Source organism: Rhodoferax sp. GW821-FHT07F03 (genome assembly GCF_059418745.1).
Genome location: NZ_JBWKQM010000001.1, coordinates 305248 through 327605 on the forward strand (window position 1 = coordinate 305248; position 22358 = coordinate 327605).

Sequence of the window (22358 nt, forward strand, 5' to 3'; positions counted from 1 at the left end):
ACCTCATACCAACGCCGTACGCGCGGCGACGAAAGCCGCCTGGGCCTGCGCCCGCAACGGATGGAGGCTGCCGCTACCGGTGCGCTGTTGGCCGGCGACCCAGACGGCGTCCAATGCCGAAGTGCGATGGCTGCCGAATACATGGGCCGAGAACATGGCGGGTGCTGCCAAGCCACGCAATGCCAGGTGCTGCGCATCCAGCACGCAGAAGTCGGCGCGCTGGCCCACGGCCAGGCCTTGTGCGTTGCGGCCCGAGGCTTGCGCGCCGCCGGCCACAGCTTGGAGCAAGGTGGCCGTAGCGACCTGGGGCTGCTGCGCGCTTGCCAGCACATTGCGCTGGCGGAACTGCAGGCGCTGGCCGTATTCGAGCAGCAGCAGTTCTTCGGCCGCATTCACGCAGGCATGGCTGTCCGAGCCCAGGCCCCAGGCGCCGCCGTGGCCCAGCCAGCGCGGCATATCGAACAGGCCGTCGCCCAGGTTGGCCTCGGTACTCGGGCAGATGCCGGCGACTGCGCCACTGGCGGCGGCACGCTGGTATTCGGATTCGCTCATGTGGGTGGCGTGGACCAGGCACCAGCGCGCATCCACCGGGGCGTGGTCTAGCAGCCAGGCTACCGGGCGCTGGCCGCTCCAGGCCAGGCAGGCATCGACCTCGGCGGTCTGTTCGGCGATGTGGATGTGCACCGGCGCGCTGGCGTCTATCGCATGCAGGCCGGCCACGGCTTCACGCAGGCTGTCGGGCGGCACGGCGCGCAGCGAATGTGGCGCCATGCCGAGGCGCGCACCTTGCGCGTCGCACAGGGGTTTGAGCGTTTCCAGCAGGCGCAGCATCGAGTCGGTGGAGCGGATGAATCTGCGTTGCCCTTCGTTGGGCGGCGTGCCGCCGAAGCCGCTGGTCTGGTACAGCACGGGCAGCAGGGTGATGGCGATGCCGGCGGTTTTTGCCGCGCGCAGCAGGGCCTTGGACAGCTCGGCGTCGTCGGCGTAGGGTGTGCCGTCGGCGCTGTGGTGCAGGTAGTGGAATTCGCACACCGAGGTGTAGCCGGCTTCCAGCATTTCGATGTACAGCCAGGTGGCGATGGCCTCGACCTGTTCGGGTGAGAGGCGGGCGGCGAATTGGTACATCAGGCTGCGCCAGCTCCAGAAGCTGTCTTGGGCGGCGCCGCGGAATTCGGTCAGGCCGGCCATGGCGCGTTGGAAGGCGTGGCTGTGCAGGTTGGGGAGGCCGGGGGTGACCGGACCTGCGGCGGTTGGTGCGCCGTTGGGTTCAGTGTTGGGGGTGACGGTGGTGAGTTCGCCCAGGCTGTTCCATTGGAGCAGGACGTTGCTGGCCCAGCCGGTGGGGAGAAGGGCGTTTTTGGCGAAGATTTGGTTGGTCATGACTTGGGGTTGTTTATGGGCATCGTCGGCCGGGATGTGCGCCCGGCGGCGCAGTAACTTTTCTTTTGCGCAAAAGAAAAGTCACCAAAAGAAAGGCGCCCCCACTGTCTGCGCCCTCCGCTGGCGCTACGGGAACCTGCGGTGCTCGCTTTGGTCGGGGTCTGGCTAAACTCGCTGCGCTCAAACAACGCCAGCCCTGATCCGCCCAAAGCTGTGCTCCTCGGCGCATACAGAGGGGGACCCCGGGGATCGGGATCGGTGGCGCTATGCGCCACATCGCGCCTAGGGCGCGAGGCCGTTGCAGCCCGGCCGTGCCGGGCTGGGTATTGGCTGTTGGTTCCCACGCCGTGTGGCGTCGGCGAGTAGCGCAGGGCTGGGCGGATCAGGGCCCGCGATTGTCTGAGCGTAGCGAGTTCGAGCGGGACCCCGCCCAGACCGAGCAACGCAGCGTACCTCGGAGCGCAGCGCAGGGGGCGACGACTTCGGCTCGCCTTTTCTTTGGTGACTTTCTTTTGGCGAAGCAAAAGAAACGTTACTGCGCCGCCGGGCGCATATCCCGGCCGGGGAAGCCAATAAACGCCCAGCAAACTCACAGCACCCCCAAACCATCCAATGCAACAAGCCCCTGCCGAACAATCGTCCGCCCAGGCTGCTGCCCCAACCAGTAAACCAGTTCGGAGGGTTCCCGCAAATCCCACAGCACAAAGTTCGCCGCTCGCCCTACAGCCAGCGTGCCGTGCGTGTCCTGCAAGCCCAGCGCGCGGGCGGCGTGGGAGGTGATCCCCGCCAGTGCCTCCGGCACCGTCAACCGGAACAGCGTGCAGGCCATGTTGGCCATCAACAGCAAGCTCAGCGCCGGCGAGGTGCCCGGGTTGTGGTCGGTGGATACCGCCATAGGCACACCGGCGGCGCGTAGGGCTTCTATGGGGGGCAAATGCGTATCGCGCAGCGTGTAGTAGGCGCCGGGCAGTAGCACGGCTACCGTGCCGGCCGCGCGCATAGCGTCGATTCCGGCCTGCGATAGATGCTCGATGTGGTCGCACGATAAAGCGCCATAGCGTGCCGCCAGCGCCGAGCCGCCCATGTCGGACAGCTGCTCGGCATGCAGCTTCACCGGCAAGCCCAGGGACTGCGCCGCCTTGAAAACCTGCTCGGTCTCGGCCAGCGAAAACGCTATGCGCTCGCAGAACACATCGACAGCATCCACCAAGCCTTCGGCATGCAGCGCGGGCAGCATCTCGTGGCACACCAAGTCGATGTAATCCTGGCTGCGGCCTGCGTACTCGGGCGGCAGGGCATGCGCGCCGAGGAAGGTGGTGCGCACCGTCACGCCATAGTCCGCACCCAGCCGCCGCGCTACGCGCAGCTGCTTGCGTTCGTGCTCCAGACTCAGGCCGTAGCCGGATTTGATCTCGATCGCGCAGACCCCGTCGTCCAGCAGTTGCTGCAGCCGTGGTGCGGCTTGTGCGTACAAATCATCTTCGCTGGCGGCGCGCGTGGCTTTGACCGACGAGACGATGCCGCCGCCGGCTTTCGCCACTTCTTCGTAGCTGGCGCCGGCCAGGCGCATCGCAAACTCGTTCGCGCGCTGGCCGCCGTAGACAAGGTGCGTGTGGCAATCGACCAGGCCGGGCGTGGCCAGTGCGCCGCGGGCGTCGATGCGTGGCAGGTCGGCGAAGGCTGCGGGTAGATCTGCCAGTGCACCCATCCAGGCAATCTGGCCGTGCTGAACAGCCAGGGCATTGGCCGGGCCACCATCAGCCAGCCGCAGGTTGTGCCAGAGTCCGTCAGCGCTGGGGTGTTGGGGCGTAGTCATATTCTGTTTGCTATTGAATGTGTAGCTGCTCGTGCAGGTATGGATTGCGCTAGCGGCTTATTTTTTATAAATCATGCAGGCCGACCCATACCAGCTGCGCGTGGGCCTCCAGCGGCGTGGCCTGCCAGCCTGCCGGCGCATCCCACCACAGGCCGTGGCCGCTGGCGCAGCGGAAATCGTGCGCGCCGCACTGCAGATGCCAGGCGCCGCGTAGCACCAGTAGCAGGCCCTGGGTGGATGCTGGAATTTGCCTGGCGGCGTTGAGCACCTGCACCTCGGCGCGCAAGCGGCTGCGCCGGGTCATCACATTGAAATCGGTAGACGCGCCGCCCAGCAGGTCGCAGTCCAGCGCCACATCGCCAGAGAATGCGAAGGGCTGGCCGGGGGTGTCCAGCGCGTGGTCTATGCCCGGTGCATGCAGGCGTACGCCGGCGCCGTCCAGCAGCATGATCACCCTATCGACACCGGGGAAGGCCGAGAACGGCCCGGCCTGGGCGATGCGGGCGATGCTGACGCGCCAGTCGAAGCTGTCCATGCCGGCACCCGGCGGTTGGCAGACGATCTCGCGCGTGGTGCCGCCGCCGTTCTTCCACGGCGTGGCGGGCAGGGCAGCGCTGTCGAAGTTGTGGATCACGGCAGTAGCCCCGAGGGTGAACGCAATATTGCAGCGGCCTTGGCAATGTCGGGTGCCAGAAAGCGGTCGGCATCGAAGACCGGAACCTGCTCGCGTAGCTTGCGCCAGGCCTGGCCGGTGCCCTGGCCGAAGCGCTGCGTCTTCAGGAACTCGAAGGCCTGCGCGGCCAGCAGGTATTCGATGGCCAGGATTTGCGTCAGGTTCTCGGTGGACTTGTGCAGATCCAGCGCGGCGCTGGTGCCCAGGCTCAGGTGGTCTTCCTGGTTGCCCGAGGTGATGAAGTTGTCCACCACCACGGGCTGGGCCAGGCGGCGGTTTTCGCCGGCCAGGGAGGCGGCGGTGTACTGGGTGATCATCAGGCCGGAATTCACCCCCGGCTCGGCCACCAGAAACGCCGGCAGGCCGCTGACCAGCGGGTTCACCAGCCGGTCGATGCGGCGCTCGGCCACGCCGCCGAGTTCGGCCACCGCAATGCGCAGCAGGTCGGCGGCCATGGCCACCGATTCGCCGTGCGGATTGGCCTGCGAAACCACGCGGTAAGCCTCGGGCGTGCCCAGCAGCAGCGGGTTATCGGTGGCGGAATTCAGCTCGATTTCTATCTGCTTTGCCGCGTGGGCGATCTGGTCGCGGCAGGCGCCGTGGATCTGCGGTATGGAGCGGATGCTGAGGGCATCTTGCGTGCGGATGCCACGGCTGCTGGCAATGACTTCGCTGCCTTCGAGCAGGCTGCGCAGATTGCGGCCCACCTGCTGCATGCCGGGATGCGGTTTGAGGGCGATGATCTCGGCGTCGAAGGCGGCTGTCTGGCCGCGCAGGGCTTCGAAGCTCATGGCACCGACCACGTCGGCCCAGTCGGCCAGGCGCTCCACATCGGCCAGCGCCAGCGCGGCCAGGCCGGTCATGCAAGGCGTGCCGTTGACCAGGCTCAAACCGTCTTTGGCGCCCAGCACCAGCGGCTGCAGGCCGATGGTGGCCAGCGCCTCGGCAGCCGGCTGGGTGCGGCCCTGGAACTGCACCTCGCCCACGCCCAGCAGGGCCACGCTGATGTGCGCCATGTGCGTGAGGTAGCCGACCGAGCCCTGGGACGGCACGCAGGGCGTGATCCCAAAGTTCAGCAGTGCCAGCAGGCCTTCGACCACCTTGGGCTGCAGGCCCGAATAGCCTTGCGCAAAATTGGCCAGCGCCGCGACCAGGATGGCGCGGGTCTGCGCCACCGTCAGCAGCGGGCCGACGCCGACAGCATGGCTGAGCAAGGTGTTGCGCGACAGCTGGGCCAGTTGCTCGCCGTGCAGCAGCACATTGCTCAAGGCGCCGAGGCCGGTGCTGATGCCATAGGCGCGCTCGCCGCTGGCCACGATGCGGTCGACGATGGCGCGGGCGTTGGCGATGCGGGCCCAAGCGGCGGACGACAGCGCCAGCGGCGCGCCGTCGCGGGCCACGGCGACCAGCTCGCGCCAGCCCAAGGGGGCGTCGCCGAGGGTGATGGTGGTGAGGGTGTTCATTTAAGCAGCAGCCCTTTCCTGGTGGCCGGAGTTGAACTGGCGGAAGCGCTCCGAACTATGGGCGCCAAACACGTCGGCCGGCGCGCCTTCTACATCGACCAGGCCCTGGTGCATGAACACCACACGGTTCGACACGTTGCGGGCAAAACCCATTTCGTGCGTCACCACCAGCATGGTACGGCCCTCTTCGGCCAGGGAGCGCATCACCTTTAGCACCTCGCCGACCAGCTCGGGGTCCAGGGCGGATGTGGGTTCGTCGAACAGCATCACCTGCGGGCGCATGGCCAGGGCGCGGGCAATCGCCACGCGCTGCTGCTGGCCGCCGGACAGATGGGCGGGGTAGTAGTCGCGGCGTTCGAACAGGCCGACGCGCTGCAGCAAGGCCTCGGCCTCTTCCACGCATTCGGCGCGCGGGCGCTTTTGCACCCGCATCGGGCCTTCGATCAGGTTTTGCAGCACCGTCATGTGCGACCAGAGGTTGAAGTTCTGGAACACCATGGCCAGCTGCGAGCGCATGCGCTCGACCTGCTTGCGGTGCACCGGCTCCATGCGGCCGTCTTTGCATTGGCGCATCTCCAGAGTTTCGCCGTCCAGGCAGACGCTGCCCTGGTCGGGCGTTTCCAGCAGGTTGATGCAGCGCAGAAAGGTGCTCTTGCCCGAGCCGCTGGCACCGAGTATGGAGATTACGTCGCCCTTCTGGGCGGTCATGGAAATGCCCTTGAGCACATGGTGGCTGCCAAAGGATTTGTGGATGCCAGTGACGGCCAAGGTCGCAGGTGTGGTGGTCATGGTCGGGTCAAACGGTTTGGGCGTGGGGTTTCACAGCGGTGGTGGGGCGCTTGCGCAGATGCGGCGACAGCCGGTGCTCCAGCATGGCCACGGCGCGCACCAGCAGGAAGTTCAGCACCAGGTAGATGGCGGCGGCGCAGATGAAGACCTCCATGGTGCGGTAGGTGCGCTGGATGATCTGCTGGGCCACGCCGGTCACGTCCCACACCGTCACCAGGCTGGCCAGCGCGGTGGACTTGACCAGCAGCACCAGCTCGGTGGAGTAGGCGGGCAGGCACTGGCGCAGCGCGATGGGGGCGATGACGCGGTGCAGCAGCGTCCAGCGCGACATGCCGGTGGCCAGGCCGGCCTCGATCTGGCCGTGCGGCACGGCCAGCAACCCGCCGCGCAGAATCTCGGCGGTGTAGCCTGCCGTGCACAAGGCCAGCGCCAGTACCGCGCAGGCATAGGGCGAGCGCAGCACGATCCAGAACATGCTTTCGCGCACCGCATCGAATTGGCCGAGGCCGTAGTAAATCAGGAACAGCTGGATCAGCAGCGGCGAGCCGCGGAACACCAGCACATAGCCGCGCGCAAACCAACTGAGCGCCGGGTACGGGCCAACGCGCATGGCGACGATGAGCAGCGACAGCAAGCCGCCGAACAGCATGGACAAAAAGAACAGGCCCAGCGTTGTCGGAACGGCGACCAACAGCTTGCCCATGGTGTTGAGGAGGAAGTCGTAGTCCATCTTAGTGGCCTCCTGCCAGGCTGCGTCGTTGCGACTTGCCCATGTGTTTTTCTGCACGACCGAACACTTGGTTCGACATGCCGGTGAGCAACAAATACAGAATGCCGCCAACGATATAAAAAGTGAAGTACTGGCGTGTTGAACCGGCACCAATTTGCGTGGTGCGCATCAGCTCGGCAAGGCCGGTGACCGAGATCAGTGCCGAATCCTTCAGGCTCATCTGCCAGACATTGCCCAGACCGGGCAGCGACAGGCGGAATATTTGCGGCAGCAGGATGCGCCGAGCCAGCATCATGGTGGGCATGCCGATGGAGCGCGCGGCTTCCAGCTCACCCGGCACCACGGCCAGGAAGGCGCCACGGTAGACCTCGGCCTGGTAGGAGCCAGAAATCATGCCGACGGCCAGCGCACCCACCAGAAACGGCGGCGTGGCGATGAAACCTTCGGCGCCAAACCACTGGCCGATGGCTGTGATCAGGGTCGAGCCGCCGAAGTAGAACAGGTAGATCACCAGCAGCTCGGGGATGCCGCGGAACACCGTGGAATACAGCTCGCCCACAGCCCGCAGGCTGCGCCGCGGCGACAGCTTGGCGGCTGCGACCAGCGCGCCGAATACCGAGCCCACCAGCAAGCCGCACAGTGTCAGGGCCACCGTCAACAGGGTGGCCAGCAGCAGGGCCGAGCCCCAGCCTTGCTCACCAAACCCCAGCATTTCGAACAATTCCATCATGGTCTTTCGGTAATGGTTGTTGCGGTGGCCGCAGTGTGGATTACAGCGTGCCCGTCAGGTCGGTCTTGAACCACTTCAGCGACAGCTTTTTCATGGTGCCGTCGGCCAATGCAGCCTTGATTGCTACGTCGAACTTGGCCTTCAGGTCGGCATCTGCCTTGCGGAAACCCAGGGCTTCGCCTTCGCCAAATACCAGGCCGCCAATCTTGGGGCCGGTGTAGGCCAGGCCCTTGTTTTCGGGCTTTTCCAGGATGGAGTTGATCAGGGTCACGTCGTCAAACGCGGCGTCGATGCGGCCTGCCTTCAGGTCCAGCATGGTGTCGGCCGAGGCGCTGTATTCACGGATGGTGGCGATGTCCTTGAAGTGCGCATCCATGAAGGCGGTGTAGACGGTGCCCGAGGCGATGCCGATGGTCTTGCCCTTCAGCGCAGTGCGCAGTGGCTCGATGGCGGCGCGTACGGCCTTGGCGTCGGTACCCAGCTTCATGGTGGGGCCCTTGGCTTCGGGTAGCAGCTTGCCGCTGGCGGCGACAAAGCTGGCCGAGGTGGAGGCGTAGGGGGCGGAGAAGGCGATTTCCTTCTTGCGCTCTTCGGTGATGACGATGGAGTCCATCATCACGTCGTACTTGCCGGCTTTCAGGCCGGCGATCATGCCGTCCCAGTTTTGCACGACCAGCTTGCAGGTGATCTGCGCGCGCTTGCACAGGTCTTCCATCATGTCGACCTCGAAGCCGCCGAGCTTGCCGCCTGGCAAGGTCAGGTTCCAGGGTTCGTACGCGCCTTCGGTGGCGATGGTGACGGACTTCCAGTCTTTGGCATGTGCAGGTGCCAGGCAGGACATGGCGCCCAGGGCGAGCAGGCTGGCGGATACGAGTTTCGAGGTTTTCATGGTGAGACTTTCAAAGGTTGAAGGACAGAGGAACAGCGGGACAGGGGAATGGGGGTTAAATATGCCGCCAGAGCACTAATTACCTGCGCTGGCAGCTATGGATATAGGAGCAATCGTGTTGACAATCGTGTTAGCGGACCATGGGCAGGTTCAGACCTTGCTTCTTGGCGGTGGCGATGGCGATGTCGTAGCCGGCATCGGCGTGGCGCATCACGCCGGAGCCGCAGTCGTTGACCAGCACGCGGGCCAGGCGCTCGGCCGCAGCGTCGGTGCCGTCGGCCACGATGACCATGCCCGAGTGCTGCGAATAGCCCATGCCAACGCCGCCGCCGTGGTGCAGGCTGACCCAGGTGGCGCCGCCAGCGGTATTCAGCAGCGCGTTCAGCAGCGGCCAGTCGCTCACGGCATCGGTGCCGTCTTTCATGGATTCGGTCTCGCGGTTCGGGCTGGACACCGAGCCTGTATCCAGGTGGTCGCGGCCGATGACGATCGGGGCTTTGAGCTCACCGTTCTTTACCATCTCGTTGAAGGCCAGGCCGGCGATATGGCGCTCGCCCAGGCCTAGCCAGCAGATGCGCGCCGGCAGGCCCTGGAAGCTGATGCGTTCACGGGCCATGTCCAGCCAGCGGTGCGTGTGGTGGTTGTTCGGGAACAGCTCCTTGATCTTGGCGTCGGTCTTGTAGATGTCCTCCGGGTCGCCCGACAAGGCCACCCAGCGGAACGGGCCCTTGCCTTCGCAGAACAGGGGGCGGATGTAGGCCGGTACAAAGCCGGGGAAGTCGAAGGCGTTTTGCACGCCCACGTCGAAAGCCACCTGGCGGATGTTGTTGCCATAGTCCACCGTGGGGATGCCCATGGCCTGGAAGTCCAGCATGGCTTGCACGTGGACGGCGCAGCTCTGGGCGGCGGCGGCTGTCAGCGCAGCGTGCTGGGCCGGGTCTTTTTGTGCGGCCTTCCAGTCGGCCACGCTCCAGCCCGTGGGGAGGTAGCCGTTGACCAGGTCGTGGGCTGAGGTCTGGTCGGTCACCAGGTCGGGTTTGATGGCACCGGCTTTGGCGCGGCGCACCAGCTCGGGCAGGATGTCGGCGGCATTGCCCAGCAGGGCGATGGACACGGCTTCCTTGGCGGCACAGTGCTGCTGGATCAGTTCCAGCGCGTGGTCGATGTCACGCGCTTGTTTGTCGACATAGCGGGTGCGCAGGCGGAAGTCGATGCTGCTTTGCTGGCATTCGATGTTCAGCGACACGGCGCCGGCCAGCGTCGCGGCCAGTGGCTGGGCGCCGCCCATGCCACCCAGGCCGGCAGTCAAGATCCATTTGCCGGCCAGGTCGTTGTTGTAGTGCTGGCGGCCGGCTTCGACGAAGGTCTCAAACGTGCCTTGCACAATGCCCTGGCTGCCGATGTAGATCCAGCTGCCGGCGGTCATCTGGCCGTACATGAACAGGCCCTTGCGGTCCAGTTCATGGAAGTGCTCCCAGTTGGCCCACTTGGGCACTAGGTTGGAATTGGCGATCAGCACGCGGGGCGCGTTGGCGTGGGTTTTGAACACACCGACGGGCTTGCCGGATTGCACCAGCAGGGTTTCGTCGTCGTTCAGTTCACGCAGGCTGGCCAGGATCTGGTCAAAGCATTCCCAGTTGCGGGCGGCGCGACCGATGCCGCCGTAGACCACCAGGCTCTTCGGGTCTTCGGCCACCTCGGCGTCGAGGTTGTTTTGCAGCATGCGGTAGGCGGCTTCGGTCAGCCAGCTCTTGCAGCTGAGTTCGGTGCCACGGGGGGCGCGGATGACGCGGCTGGCGTCGAAGCGGGGGTCTTGTTGGGTCATGGGAATTCTCCTTAGGCTGGAATGTGGCTGGGCAAGATGTTCAGTACGGCGGCGGGCCAGTCGCTGCGGTGGGCCCACAGGCGCATGGCTTCGATGTCGTTGGCCAGGAAGCGGTCCTGGTCCAGGAAGGCAACGCGCTGGCGGATGTCGGCGAAGGCGGCTTCCACCAGGGGCGAGGATTTCAGGTCGCGTTTCAGCTCAATGCCCTGGGCGGCGCCCATGGCTTCGATGCCAATCACCACGGCGGTGTTGTTCACCATCTCACCCAGGCGGCGCGCGGCAAAGGTGGCCATGGACACATGGTCCTCCTGGTTGGCGGATGTCGGCAGGCTGTCCACGCTGGCCGGGTGGGCCAGGGATTTGTTTTCGGACGCCACGGCTGCAGCCGTGACCTGGGCCATCATGAAGCCCGAGTTCAGCCCGCCGTCTCGTACCAGGAAGGGCGGCAGACCGGACAGGCCGGTGTCCAGCAGCAGGGCCAGACGGCGCTCGGAAATGGCGCCGATTTCGGCCACGGCCAGGGCGATGATGTCGGCGGCAAAGGCCACGGGTTCGGCGTGGAAGTTGCCGCCGGAGATCACGTCGCCGTTGTCAAATACCAGCGGGTTGTCGGACGCGGCATTGGCCTCGGTCTGCAGTACACGGGCGGCATGGGTCAGGTTGTCCAGGCACGCGCCCATGACCTGCGGGATGCAGCGCAGGGAATACGGGTCTTGCACGCGGCCGCAGTTCGAGTGAGACGGCACGATCTCGCTGCCGTCCAGCAGAGTCCGCACAGCGGCTGCCACGGCGATCTGGCCGGGCTGGCCGCGCGCGGCGTGGATGCGGGCGTCAAAGGGTTTGATGGAGCCTTGCACCGCTTCCAGCGACAGGGCGCCAGACAGCAGGGCGGCGCCAAACACGTTCTCTGCCCCAAACAGACCGTGCAGCGCCAGCGCGGTGGATGCCTGCGTGCCATTCAGCAGCGCCAGGCCTTCCTTGGGGCCTAGTACAAAAGGCTTCAGGCCGATGCGGGCCATGGCTTCCACGCCGGTCAGTACTTCGCCGTTGGCGCTGGTGGCCTGGCCTTCACCTATCAATACGCAGGCCATATGCGCCAGCGGCGCCAGGTCGCCGGATGCGCCCACCGAGCCTTTGGCTGGAATGCATGGCGTCAGGCCGGCGTTGACCAGGGCCAGCAGGGCTTCGGCCAATGCGGGGCGGATGCCGGAATGGCCGCGCGCCAGGCTGACCGCCTTGGTGGCCAGGATCAGGCGCACCACCGGGGCTGCCAGGTGTTCGCCTGTGCCCACGCTGTGTGACAGCACCAGGTTGCGCTGCAGGTCGGCCAGATGGTCGGGTGCAATCTTGGTACTGGCCAGTTTGCCAAAGCCTGTGTTGATGCCGTAGACCACCTGGTCCTGGTCCACGATGCGTTGCACGGTGGCTTGTGCGGCCAGCATGCCGGCACGGGCTTCTGCGGCCAGGCTGAGCTGGATGTTGCCTGCGTGGATGCTGCGCAGCTGGGCCAGAGTGACTTGGCCGGGGTGGAGTGTAAGAGTGGACATTTCTAATCCTGTATAGACAAGTGATTGCGAGCGAAAGCGCAGTGTTTTGTGGGGGTAAAAGTTAGCTGGTCACGGCATTGCCATCGGTGCGTACGCGGCTGCCCAGGCGGTAGCGCGCGCCGGGGTGCAGGCAGCGCACCAGGGTGATGGGGACTTCGCGCATCCAGGTGCGGCGGGTGAGCAGCAGGCAGGGTTGGCTGGGCTCCATTTGCAGCAGTTCGGCCTGTTCGCGGGTGGGTAGCACGGCGTCCACCACATGCTCCATCTGGTCGAACAGCACGGTGCGCACCAGGAAGTCGGAGGGCTGCTCCAGCGTGAAGTCCTGCTCCATGAATTCGGGTGCCATACGCGGGTTCACGAAGCGGTCTTCCAGCTGGATGGCCACACCGTCTTCCAGGTGCACGCAAACCGCGTGGAACACCGATTCCCCTGTGTGCAGGCCCAGCGCTGCCGCCACTTCGAGCGGGGCGGCGATGCGCTCCACGGTGACGATCTGGCAGCGGTAGTCGTGGCCCCGGCGGCGGATGTCGTCCGACAGGCGGGCAATCTGCAGCAGATTGCCTTGGGGCTTTTCATCGGCCACAAAGCTGCCCACGCCGGCGGTGCGGGTGATGCGGCCTTGCTCCACCAGCTCGCGCAGGGCGCGGTTGACGGTCATGCGGGCAATGCCGAACTGGGCTACCAGCTCGCTCTCGGACGGCAGGCGGTCGCCAGCGCGCCAGGTGCCGTCCTGGATCTTGCCGGCAATGAAGTCCTTGACCTGCTGGTAGCGGGCCACGGTAGGCTCCAGCGGGGATTCCGCCACATGGGCGCGGGGCCTGGATGTGCGGCGTACGGAAGGTGTGGATGTGCTCATAGTGGTGCGATGGTCGGCGTTATTTGCCAACTTGTACATACAGGTAAACCATTATTTTCACCCGAATGGTGCGTGAGGCTGGATTTGACGATTGGATTAGGGTCATATCAGGCACAAGTTTGGTGAAAATTCAAAAAGTAGGTCTATTTAATCTGTATAGACAGGTTTATCTATGCAGTTTGCGTGCCAGGTTTTGCGTGCGCTGGCTTGTCTGGGCGGCCAGGCTTTCTGCTAGCATTCAAACGGGTTTGCCCACATGGCAAACCACGTCGCTCGGACGGTTCCGGGCGCTTACGTGAGATTTATCAACATGGCTGCATCTTCTGCAGGCAAGCGCCGCTTTGCGCGCATTGACCGCCTGCCCCCTTACGTCTTCAACATCACGGCCGAACTGAAGCTGGCGGCGCGCCGGCGTGGCGAGGACATCATCGACATGAGCATGGGTAACCCCGACGGGGCCACGCCTGCACACATCGTTGCCAAGCTCACCGAGGTTGCGCAGCGGCCCGATACCCATGGCTATTCGGCCAGCAAGGGCATACCCCGCCTGCGCCGGGCTATTTCGCATTGGTACAAGACGCGCTACCAGGTCGATATCGACCCGGACAGCGAGGCCATCGTCACCATAGGCTCGAAAGAAGGCCTGGCGCATTTGATGCTGGCCACGCTGGACCGGGGTGATACCGTGCTGGTGCCGGACCCCAGCTACCCCATCCACATCTACGGCGCGGTGATAGCGGGCGCTGACATCCGCAGCGTGCCGCTGACCGAGGGCGTGGACTTCTTCGCCGAGCTGGAGAAGGCCATTCGCGGCAGCTACCCCAAGCCGAAGATGATGGTGCTGGGCTTCCCCAGTAACCCGACGGCGCAGTGCGTGGAGTTGCCGTTCTTCGAGAAGGTGATTGCGCTGGCCAAGAAACACGACATCTTCGTGGTGCATGACCTGGCCTATGCTGACATCGTGTTCGACGGCTGGAAGGCGCCGTCCATCATGCAGGTGCCGGGCGCCAAGGACATCGCTGTCGAGTTCTTCACGCTGTCTAAGAGCTACAACATGGCTGGCTGGCGTGTCGGCTTCATGGTCGGCAACCCGGACCTGGTGGCGGCGCTGGCGCGCATCAAGAGCTACCACGACTACGGCACTTTCACCCCGCTGCAAGTGGCAGCCATCGCCGCACTGGAGGGCGACCAGAGCTGCGTGACTGAGATTGCCGCCACCTACCAGAGCCGCCGCGACGTGCTCTACAAAGGCCTGATCGAAGCGGGCTGGCAGGTGGATTGCCCCAAGGCCAGCATGTACATCTGGGCACGCATTCCCGAGCCCTACCGTACGCTGGGTTCGCTGGAGTTTGCCAAGCAGCTGCTGGCCAAGGCCAAGGTCTCGGTCTCGCCCGGCATAGGCTTTGGCGACCATGGTGACGAGCATGTGCGCTTTGCGTTGATCGAGAACGAGGCACGTATCCGCCAAGCGGTGCGCGGTATCAAAGCCATGTTCAAGGCAGACGGGCTGCTGGGCCATTGACGTGGTGCGCAGGCTGCGGGTCTTGCAGCTTGACCGCCACCGGGTGCGGCACTATTCTGTTGGTAGCGCATACCGCGCAACCATTACAGAATGTCCAATCGCATGAAAACTGATACCCGGACGGAGACACAACGCCGCTTGCAAGCACTGGTGGCGCGCGAAACCGGCACAGCTGTGTCTCCCGCGCTGCAAGCAGAGTTGTCGGCCATCGTGGACGGCGCCCTGGGCACCCCCGATTCAGGGCCCGAGCTGGCGGTGGTCAAGCGCGAGGTGACCATACTGGTAGCGGATTTGCGCGGCTTCATCGCGCTGACCGCCACCCAGCCTGCGGGCACCATCGTGACCATGCTGAACCTGTGCCTGGAGCGCATGAGCGAGGTGATCTACCGCTACCAGGGCACCATTGACAAGTTCACCGGCGAGTCCATGACGGTGCTGTTCGGTGCGCCGGTGGAGCGCCCGGACGATGTGATGCGCGCCCTGTCTTGCGCGGTGGAAATGCAGATCGCCATGCGCCTGCTGAACGACCAGTACCAGCGCGGCCGCATGCCTGAGTTGTACATGGGCATAGGCCTGAACACCGGCACGGTGATGGCCGGGCGCTTTGGCTCCGAAGCCTTTTCGCAGTACACGGTGATTGGCAACGAGGTCAGCCTGGCTTCGCGCATCGAATCCTTCAGCCTGCGCGGTCAGGTGCTGATCAGCGAGAACACTTACCAGCGTTGCGATGGCTCGGTGGTGGTGACCGACCCGGTGGACGTGTTCGTGGCGGGCAAGCTGGTGCCCGTGAAGGTGCGCGAGCTGATCGCCATACCCGCGCTACACCTCAAAGTGCCCCGCCAGGAGTTTCGTCGCAGCCACCGTGCCGAGGTGCGCATTCCTTGCGATCTGCAGGTGCTGGAAGGCAGCACGGTGCTGCCCCACCCGATCCGCGCGCATATCCTGGACATCGGCTACCACGGTGTGCTGCTGGAGCTGGACCTGCCGCTGGAAGTCGGCTTCGACGTGAAGCTGAACTTCGACATGACCCTGGTGGAATATCCGGTCACCGACATCTATGCCCGCGTGATGAAGACCAAGCACGAAGAAGGCCTGCTGCTGGCCGGGCTGGAGTTCACCGCCCTGAGTGCCGAGACCAATACCAAGCTGCAGATGTTTGTGCAGATGCTGGTCGGAGCGGGGTAGCTGGGCTCACCCCCAGGCTTCGCGCACTGCGTGTCGCTACTCCAACCCCCTTGCAGGGGGCAACACCAGCAGCCCGGCGGAGCCGGTTCTGCGGTGTTTCTGGAACAGACAGTCTCGTCTTTACGGTGACCTTCAGCTTAGAAGGCTGAGGCTTTGTCTGTTTTCTGCTGCATTTTTGATAGCTGTCTGCGCAGGTATCCTCTGCGCTGGCGGCCTATTTCTTCTACATCGCCCAGATGCGTGGCTTGGTGGCGGGTAGCTGCCAGAAGTGGGCTCGCCAGGCGGCCCAGACTTGTTTCATCAAATCCATGGCTGGCTCCACCAGCGGGGCCAGGGCGCGGACGATGACGACCTGGCCATCGGGGCTGGTGGCGCCGGCCGTGTCGCGCAGCGGGTGGCTGTCGATGACTTGGCGGGCCACGTCCAGCGCGGCGGCGCGGCGCGCATTCTCTAGGCGACTGCCGGCCAGGAAGAACAGCGAGGCCATGCACTTGTTGCCGGCCAGGCCCAGCGGGCTGTCCAGCAGGCGGGTGTCGCTGGCGTCTATGGTGCCGCGTTCCAGCCACACGCCGGGCAGCTCCAGGTGCTGGCAAAAGCGGCCTTGCGCAAACGGCTGCTGCGCCTGCGGCAGGCCAAATGCGGTCACGTCCCAGCCCAGCAGTTCGGCGCCGGGCTCCAGCTGGAAGCGCAGGCGGTTTTCGGCCAGGCACTGGTTGTAGCAAATCGCCTCGCTTGGCAGCCATTCCATCCGGGCCGCGGGCGCCAGCGTGATCTGGGTGTTTTGCAGCGCGGGTTGGCCGGCGGATCTGTAGAAGCGGGTTGCACCGGGCGTGGTGATGAGGCCGTGGGCGCCGCTGTCTACTTGCACCGTGATGTCCAGTGTGTCGCCACCGACCAGGCCGCCGGGCGGGTGGACCAGCACGTTATGACAAATGGCATCACCCTCCGGGTACAGGCTTTGCAGAATGCGCAGCGGGCCCTTGTGCAGGTGGCGGGCAATGCTGCGGGCGGCTTCTTGTTGGTAATGCAGGTCGAGTTGGGCGTGCCAGGACATGGGTATTCAGGTGGAGCCAGGGGGCAAAAAGGCGTGGCGTTGGGGCGCGGGTTCGGCAGGAGCCAAACCCGGTAATGTACGTGCTGCCGCACCACCCGTGCGCAGGCTTAGTTGGCCCGCCTGCCGCTTGGGTTCACCCAGGACCGAACGAGAGTTGGCTGGAGCGAAGCGCGCACGCAAATCCTGCACCGTGGCCAGCAGCTTGGCGTGGTCGTCGATCTTGGCTTCGTAGCGCTGCAGGACCAGGAAGGCGGTTTCGATCAGTTTGGCATTCTGCGTGTTGGTTCCATGCAGGATCAGATTTTCCACGGCAGCTTTGGGGTCCCCGCGCAGGCTGAGGGCCATGGCGCTTTCTGTGATTTTGGCGATTTGCGGCTGACATTCCCGGATGCGCTCTGCATAGGGTTCATGTGCGGCGCAAGAGGCTGCCAGCAATTCGCTCAAGGGGCGGGTGGTGGAAAAGCGCTTGCCGAGCGCGTCGATGACGGTCTGGATCTCGTCCAATTGGATGCTGCGCTGCGCCAGCACGCTCAGCAGGGCCAGCAGATTACATGCGGACTCGAAGTCAAAAGCTTGTTGGTTGACACTGCGGGTGAGCTCGCGCACCGACTGCACGGCCTGGCCCACCAACTGGTCGTGGATGTACAGCAGGGTTTGCATGATGCCGAGCAGGCGCTCATTGCGTGCAGTGTCAGTGCTGCGCTCCATGACGCGCTTGAAGTCGTCGAAGCAGCGCTGCAGGCCTTTGCGGTCTTTGGCTTCCAGGCGCATGAACGCCAGCAGCACAACGGTCTGGCAGTCCAGCATTTTGGAGTCCAACCCCAGGCGCACCGTGCGGTCCAGCATTTTCTCGGCCTGCTTGCGGTCACCCACGTAGTACATCATCAGGCCCAGGTTTTGCGCGCGGCTGATGGAGTCGGGCGCCATGTCCACCGCCATCTGGTAGGAGGCCATGGCCTGCTCGTACTTGCCTTGCTCGAACTGGGCGCGGCCGAGGATGTCGTAGGCATCGGCGTACTGCGGGTTCTCGCCGATCAGGCTTTCGATGGCGCTGGTGGCCTTGGCGGTCTGGCCGGAATCCAGCAGCGAACGCGCCACTCCCAGCTTGGCCCAGGGCAGGGTCTTGGCGGCAATCACGGCCTCGTACAGGGTCTGTGCCTGGTCATACTGGTTGGTGCGCAGCAGCAGCTCGGCACCCACGCGGGCGGCGTACAGCCAGAACGGCCCTTTGGCGTTGAACCGGTTGACGCAAAGTTGCGCGGCCTTTTCAAAGTCGCCCGCGTCGATGGCTTCAAAGATGTCCTTGAGCGAAATCTTGCGCACGCGCGCCTGCAGCAAGCGCTCACCCAGGCTGTTGGCGCTGTGCGGCTTCAGCAGGTAGCCGTCCAGCGCGGACTCGGCCGCTTCGGCCACCTTGGTGTAGGTGGCTTCGGCGGTCACCATGATGAATACGGTGGAGAAGGGGAGCCACTGGTTGCGACGCAGATCGTCGATCAAATCCTGGCCAGAGGATGAGCTGCCGGCAAACTGGTGTTCGCACAGCACAACGTCAAACTGCTCGTGCTCCAACAGGCGGCGCGCGTGGGCGGTGGACATGCATTGCACTATCTTTCCCACGCCAAAGTCGCGTAGCTGGGCCACCAGGATGGAGCGCGAAGTGGCGTGACTATCTATCACCATGGCCTGGCTGGTAGAGAGGTCGTCCGCACGTTGGTTCACAAGGCTCCTTGGCGTCTGCCTCGCAGGCGGACTAGGGAATGGGGCTACTGTGCTGTTTGACAGCAAATGTATCTAAATGTATAGCGTAGCTGCCCCGAGGACCATCAGAAACTTCCCGGATACGGGCATTTTTGTGCTTATTGGAATAGTAAACCGTTACCCACCGTGCTTGGCGAATTTAATGGCTTCAAACGCCACCTTGGGCACAGGCTTGCCGTAGAGGTAACCCTGCGCAATCTGGCAACCATGGGCCTGCAGGAAGGTTGCTTGCTCAAGCGTCTCGACCCCTTCGGCCACCACTTCCTGCCCCAGACAGCGTGCAATGGAAAGAATAGCCTTCACCAGCTCTCCGCGGAAATGTTCGGTAGTGATGGTGCCTATGAAAGAGCGGTCAATTTTCAGGGTGTTGATTGGGAAGCGTGCTAGGTAGCTTAGTGACGAATAGCCGGTGCCAAAATCGTCAATGGCAATGGTGACGCCCATGTCACTGAAGCTTTTCAGCATCTCCAGCACCTGACCCTGCTCGTCAAGCAACAGACTTTCGGTGATCTCCAGCTCGATCCATTGCGGATGGCAGCCGGTTTCTTCGAGAATATTGCACACCACACTGACCAGATCGTTGGACTGGAACTGGCGTGCTGACAGATTGATGGCCACCTTGTGCAAAGGCTTCTCCGCGCCATTCCAATCGCAGGCGGTGCGGCATGCGTCACGCAGTACCCAATGGCCGATGTCGATGATCAGCCCACTGTCTTCTGCAATCGCGATGAACTCATTCGGCGGCACGATGCCGCGCTGCGGATTGTTCCAGCGCAACAAGGCCTCTGAGCCAACCAGCATGTTGTCGTCCAAGCGGATTTTCGGTTGGTAATACAGTTCCAGCTCGTTGCGTTCAAGCGCCCTGCGCAACTCTGACTCCAGTGACAGCTTCTCAGTCGCGCTGGCCGTGAGGTCTTTGGAATAGAAACGGAAATTGTTGCGACCGGAGCGCTTGGCGAAATACATGGCCGAATCGGCCTGCTTGATCAGCCCGTGGGGATCGGTGTCGTCATTGGGGTACACCGCAATACCGATGCTGGTGGACACGAACACTTCGTTGCCCTCCAGCAAAAACGGTTCATTGAACGCTGTGAGAATTTTGCTGGCCACTCGCCCGAGGTCAGCGCCACTGCGGATATCGGGCAACAAAATGGCGAACTCGTCCCCACCGAGACGCGCCACGGTGTCGTAGGTACGCACACAAAAGGTGAGTCGCAGCGCTGCTTCGCGCAACAGGGTATCTCCAGCGGGGTGGCCCAACGAATCGTTAATGGCCTTGAAACGGTCCAGATCCAGCAACATCACTCCAGCAAGTTGGCCGTGCCATTCAGCATCGTGAAGCACCTGATGCAGGCGGTCGTTGAATAGGGCGCGGTTAGGCAACGAGGTCAGGTTGTCATAGAACGCCATCTGGTGAATCTTCTGGCGGAAGTTGTACAGATCGGTGATGTCGCGCCCCACCGCCAGCACCGTGACTACGGTGCCACTGGCATCAAACTCCGCCGTGAGCCGGATGTGGCTGCAAAGCGCCTGCCCATTTTTGCCCGGCCAGACCAGTTCAAATTCGGTGTTGACACCGGTTGCCAAGACCTCGCGCAGTTTGGCCTCGTAGGTTTTAGATTGTTCTCCGCCAGGAACTTCGGTGGGGGTCTTGCCAAGTGCAGCATCCAAGCCGCCTTCTATGCCGTTGGCCAAGGCCTGGTTGGCAAAGATGCGGATGCCATCGCGGTCGTAACGGGCGATGGTGTCTGGTGTGTTGTCGATAAGGGTGCGCGACTCATGCTCGCGTTCAACGACAGCCTGCTGCATGCGGTAAAACTCCGTCATGTTGCGACCCAACCCCAGCACGCTGACGAGACGGCCTTCGGCATCGAACTCTGGTACCAGGCTGACTTCGTGGATTTGAATCTCGTCACCAACCGGCACAGATTGACGCACCAGTTCAACCATCTGCCCGGTGGCAACAACCTGTGCGATGGCCGCCCTGACGTGCGCGTGCGTATCGGGGAGCGGCTGCCCGATCAGATCGCTTGCCGCAATGCCCAGCGTTCGTTCATGGGCGGGATTCACATACAGATAGCGCCCGTTCACATCCCAGCGCGCAATATTGTCCGGCAGGTTTTCCGCCAGCGAACGAAACTCGCGTTCGCGCTCGGCCAACTCATTTTGCAGACGTTTTCGTTCGGTAATGTCCAGCGATGTGCCGATGAAACGTACCGGCTTGCCTTGCCCATCGTATTGTGGCTCGCCCTGCTCCAAGATGTGTTTGACCCGCCCATCCGGGAATAGCAGGCGGTGCTCGACTGCATAGAGCGAATGGTTGACAACGGCTTCGTTGTAAGCCTGCAATACACGCTCCCTGTCCTGCGGGTGTACCGTTTCGAGGAACGCCACGAAGTCCGCTTTGAATTTTGTTTTGTCAATTTCCCAGATGCGGAAAATTTCGTCTGACCAGGTGAGCTTGTCGTTCACCATATCGACGTCCCAACTGCCGACATGGGCGATGCGCTGGGCTTCCCGGAGCATATGCTCGCTGTCGCGATAAGCTTTTTCAATAGCTTTGCGCTCGGTGATGTCGCGACTGATGCCCACAATGTAGCGCTGCCCATCACGGAACGTGAAAGGAGATTTCTGGGTTAGCAGATAGCGTGTGTTGCCATTCGCATCCGTGAGGGTCTCCTCGTTGACGTTGATTTGGCCGGACTTGTACACCAGATCGTCTTTTTCCCAGAACACATCGGCTTGTTCTTTGGGAAAAAACTCATAGTCAGATTTGCCAAGCAGTACCTCACGGGGGTGGCCGATCATGGCGCAACAGGTGTCGTTGAGCAGTATCCACCGATGCTCACTGTCTTTGACGGAAATCGGATCGGAAATGGAATTGATGACCTTGCTGAGGAAGTTGCGCGACTCCTCCAGCTCGAGTTCCATACGCTTGCGCTCGGTGATGTTGTGCGAAAAGATGGTCAGCCCGAAGACTTCACCATCATCATCGTAAATTCTCGAACCGTGGTGCTCAAAGTATTCGTAGGTTGTGGTGCCATCTTGCACAACTTCTTCCCTGGTCTCGGCGGCGAAACCATTACCTGCTGACGCAGGCCCGAATCCACGATCGAGAAACGCCCGGAATTCCTCGCGTTTGAGCATGTCGATGGCGCTCATTCCGATGGCAATGTCTACCCCCCTCAGCTTTTTTGAACTTGCCCGATGCTGGGCATTGAACATCAGGTAATGGCAGTCTCGGTCGATTGTCCAAATGCTTACATCGGATGCGCCTTCCATCACAGAATGCAGTAGCTTGTTTTGGGCGCGGTAACGCGTTTCGCGTTCCTGATCTGCCAAAGTTAATTCCCTATTCTGTTGGTTCGACACCATAGAAGAGAGCACGGTTTCATGCACTTGGCGCGAAAGCAGCAGCATCAGCCCCAGATAGACCAGCGTGATCAAAGTCATGGCGTACTGGTCAAATGAAAACAGCCACAGGGCCATCGGCAGCAAAGAGGACAGCATGAAGGCGTTGGATGCCAGCGGGACCGACGCCATGGTCACACAGGCAAATGCGCTAACCCCTGCGATCACGAAGACCAACAGGAGGGCAGTTTGATCCCGGGGCGACTCCGGGAAGCAAAAAACCGTAACCCCCCAGCACAACCCCGTGGCTGCCGCACCGATCACATAGCCGGTGATCCACTTGTTTGGTTTGACACGGGCGCTTTGGTCCAGCTTCAAAAAGCGGCGGGCGAACAGGTAGCGAATCGCCAAGATCGGCCACAGCACGAAAAGCCAAGCTATTAGCCCCGGTCGGGCGACGGCCGGCCACAGGGCTACCACTACCAGTAATGACACCAGCAGGCTGGAAACTGTAGAAAGCCTGACCCGTTGGTAAGCTATACGCAGCCGTGTCAGGATCAGACGCCTAACGTCACCTTGCATGCTTGCGCTGATCATCCATTCATCCTATTGGTTGCTGGGTCTTCGGACTGTCTTGATCAGTGTTTTGAAAATCCACCATGATGTTCGAATTCAACATGCTCCCGAAAATTGTAATGCTCCGCCCGAGCGCTCCAAGGATTGGCTGCGTCGCACCCCTGCAAGGGCGGGCCCCAAAGACCGGGGTCGACAACGACGACCTCGCTCAGCC

16 protein-coding genes are annotated in these 22358 nt (G+C 63.0%); 2 read left to right on the top strand and 14 right to left on the bottom strand.

The features are described from left to right. Positions 1–3 precede the first annotated feature (3 nt). From AC07R0_RS01370 to hutC, 11 genes are all read right to left on the bottom strand, one after another. Positions 4–1380, bottom strand: coding sequence for a formimidoylglutamate deiminase (locus tag AC07R0_RS01370; RefSeq protein ID WP_495103491.1), 1377 nt, complete (start codon positions 1378–1380; stop codon positions 4–6). Positions 1381–1969: 589 nt separating this feature from the next. Continuing rightward, positions 1970–3196: an imidazolonepropionase gene (gene hutI, locus AC07R0_RS01375; RefSeq protein ID WP_495103492.1), complete on the bottom strand. Its 1227-nt coding sequence runs from the start codon at positions 3194–3196 to the stop codon at positions 1970–1972. A 64-nt stretch (positions 3197–3260) separates the two neighbouring features. Continuing rightward, positions 3261–3827 (bottom strand): HutD/Ves family protein, encoded by a 567-nt coding sequence (locus AC07R0_RS01380; protein WP_495103677.1) that lies wholly within the window; start codon positions 3825–3827, stop codon positions 3261–3263. Next, on the bottom strand, positions 3827–5332 hold the full coding sequence (gene hutH, locus AC07R0_RS01385) for a histidine ammonia-lyase (protein ID WP_495103493.1): 1506 nt from the start codon (positions 5330–5332) through the stop codon (positions 3827–3829). Before hutH (AC07R0_RS01385) ends, AC07R0_RS01380 begins: the two co-directional genes overlap by 1 nt. Then, positions 5333–6121, bottom strand: coding sequence for an ABC transporter ATP-binding protein (locus AC07R0_RS01390; RefSeq protein ID WP_495103494.1), 789 nt, complete (start codon positions 6119–6121; stop codon positions 5333–5335). It abuts the gene before it with no gap. A gap of 7 nt (positions 6122–6128) precedes the next feature. After that, entirely contained in the window at positions 6129–6851 is a 723-nt protein-coding gene (locus AC07R0_RS01395) for an ABC transporter permease (protein WP_495103495.1), read from the bottom strand. A 1-nt stretch (position 6852) separates the two neighbouring features. After that, positions 6853–7578 (bottom strand): ABC transporter permease, encoded by a 726-nt coding sequence (locus tag AC07R0_RS01400; protein ID WP_495076437.1) that lies wholly within the window; start codon positions 7576–7578, stop codon positions 6853–6855. A 43-nt stretch (positions 7579–7621) separates the two neighbouring features. Beyond that, positions 7622–8470, bottom strand: a complete 849-nt coding sequence (locus AC07R0_RS01405; RefSeq protein ID WP_495103496.1) for a transporter substrate-binding domain-containing protein — start codon at positions 8468–8470, stop codon at positions 7622–7624. Positions 8471–8600: 130 nt separating this feature from the next. Further along, complete coding sequence (gene hutU, locus AC07R0_RS01410) at positions 8601–10295, bottom strand: urocanate hydratase (protein ID WP_495103497.1); 1695 nt, start codon at positions 10293–10295, stop codon at positions 8601–8603. Between the two features lie 11 nt (positions 10296–10306). Next, the gene (gene hutH, locus AC07R0_RS01415) at positions 10307–11842 is read right to left on the bottom strand and encodes a histidine ammonia-lyase (RefSeq protein ID WP_495103498.1); all 1536 of its coding nucleotides are present in this window, start codon (positions 11840–11842) and stop codon (positions 10307–10309) included. A gap of 61 nt (positions 11843–11903) precedes the next feature. After that, the gene (gene hutC, locus AC07R0_RS01420) at positions 11904–12698 is read right to left on the bottom strand and encodes a histidine utilization transcriptional repressor HutC (protein WP_495098298.1); all 795 of its coding nucleotides are present in this window, start codon (positions 12696–12698) and stop codon (positions 11904–11906) included. Between the two features lie 310 nt (positions 12699–13008). On the opposite strand from hutC, the gene alaC reads away from it, so the two are divergent. Both alaC and AC07R0_RS01430 read left to right on the top strand, forming a co-directional pair. Further along, positions 13009–14220 (top strand): alanine transaminase, encoded by a 1212-nt coding sequence (gene alaC / locus AC07R0_RS01425; protein WP_495103499.1) that lies wholly within the window; start codon positions 13009–13011, stop codon positions 14218–14220. 102 nt (positions 14221–14322) lie between these two features. Further along, positions 14323–15405, top strand: a complete 1083-nt coding sequence (locus tag AC07R0_RS01430) for an adenylate/guanylate cyclase domain-containing protein (RefSeq protein ID WP_495076443.1) — start codon at positions 14323–14325, stop codon at positions 15403–15405. A gap of 223 nt (positions 15406–15628) precedes the next feature. On the opposite strand, the gene AC07R0_RS01435 is transcribed toward AC07R0_RS01430, so the two are convergent. From AC07R0_RS01435 to AC07R0_RS01445, 3 genes are all read right to left on the bottom strand, one after another. Further along, entirely contained in the window at positions 15629–16459 is an 831-nt protein-coding gene (locus AC07R0_RS01435; RefSeq protein WP_495103500.1) for an urease accessory protein UreD, read from the bottom strand. A 6-nt stretch (positions 16460–16465) separates the two neighbouring features. Then, positions 16466–18178: a tetratricopeptide repeat protein gene (locus tag AC07R0_RS01440; RefSeq protein ID WP_495103501.1), complete on the bottom strand. Its 1713-nt coding sequence runs from the start codon at positions 18176–18178 to the stop codon at positions 16466–16468. Positions 18179–18334: 156 nt separating this feature from the next. After that, positions 18335–22165 carry an EAL domain-containing protein gene (locus AC07R0_RS01445; RefSeq protein ID WP_495103502.1) on the bottom strand — a complete coding sequence of 1277 codons (3831 nt, stop codon included), beginning with the start codon at positions 22163–22165 and terminating at the stop codon, positions 18335–18337. Positions 22166–22358: the final 193 nt, after the last annotated feature.

Excerpts from the sequence above, each read along its gene's own strand:
- AC07R0_RS01370 (WP_495103491.1), bottom strand. The coding sequence starts at position 1,380 with ATGACCAACCAAATCTTCGCCAAAAACGCCCTTCTCCCCACCGGCTGG.
- hutI (WP_495103492.1), bottom strand. The coding sequence starts at position 3,196 with ATGACTACGCCCCAACACCCCAGCGCTGACGGACTCTGGCACAACCTG.
- hutH (WP_495103493.1), bottom strand. The coding sequence starts at position 5,332 with ATGAACACCCTCACCACCATCACCCTCGGCGACGCCCCCTTGGGCTGG.
- AC07R0_RS01390 (WP_495103494.1), bottom strand. The coding sequence starts at position 6,121 with ATGACCACCACACCTGCGACCTTGGCCGTCACTGGCATCCACAAATCC.
- AC07R0_RS01395 (WP_495103495.1), bottom strand. The coding sequence starts at position 6,851 with ATGGACTACGACTTCCTCCTCAACACCATGGGCAAGCTGTTGGTCGCC.
- AC07R0_RS01400 (WP_495076437.1), bottom strand. The coding sequence starts at position 7,578 with ATGGAATTGTTCGAAATGCTGGGGTTTGGTGAGCAAGGCTGGGGCTCG.
- AC07R0_RS01405 (WP_495103496.1), bottom strand. The coding sequence starts at position 8,470 with ATGAAAACCTCGAAACTCGTATCCGCCAGCCTGCTCGCCCTGGGCGCC.
- hutU (WP_495103497.1), bottom strand. The coding sequence starts at position 10,295 with ATGACCCAACAAGACCCCCGCTTCGACGCCAGCCGCGTCATCCGCGCC.
- hutH (WP_495103498.1), bottom strand. The coding sequence starts at position 11,842 with ATGTCCACTCTTACACTCCACCCCGGCCAAGTCACTCTGGCCCAGCTG.
- hutC (WP_495098298.1), bottom strand. The coding sequence starts at position 12,698 with ATGAGCACATCCACACCTTCCGTACGCCGCACATCCAGGCCCCGCGCC.
- alaC (WP_495103499.1), top strand. The coding sequence starts at position 13,009 with ATGGCTGCATCTTCTGCAGGCAAGCGCCGCTTTGCGCGCATTGACCGC.
- AC07R0_RS01430 (WP_495076443.1), top strand. The coding sequence starts at position 14,323 with ATGAAAACTGATACCCGGACGGAGACACAACGCCGCTTGCAAGCACTG.
- AC07R0_RS01435 (WP_495103500.1), bottom strand. The coding sequence starts at position 16,459 with ATGTCCTGGCACGCCCAACTCGACCTGCATTACCAACAAGAAGCCGCC.
- AC07R0_RS01445 (WP_495103502.1), bottom strand. The coding sequence starts at position 22,165 with ATGATCAGCGCAAGCATGCAAGGTGACGTTAGGCGTCTGATCCTGACA.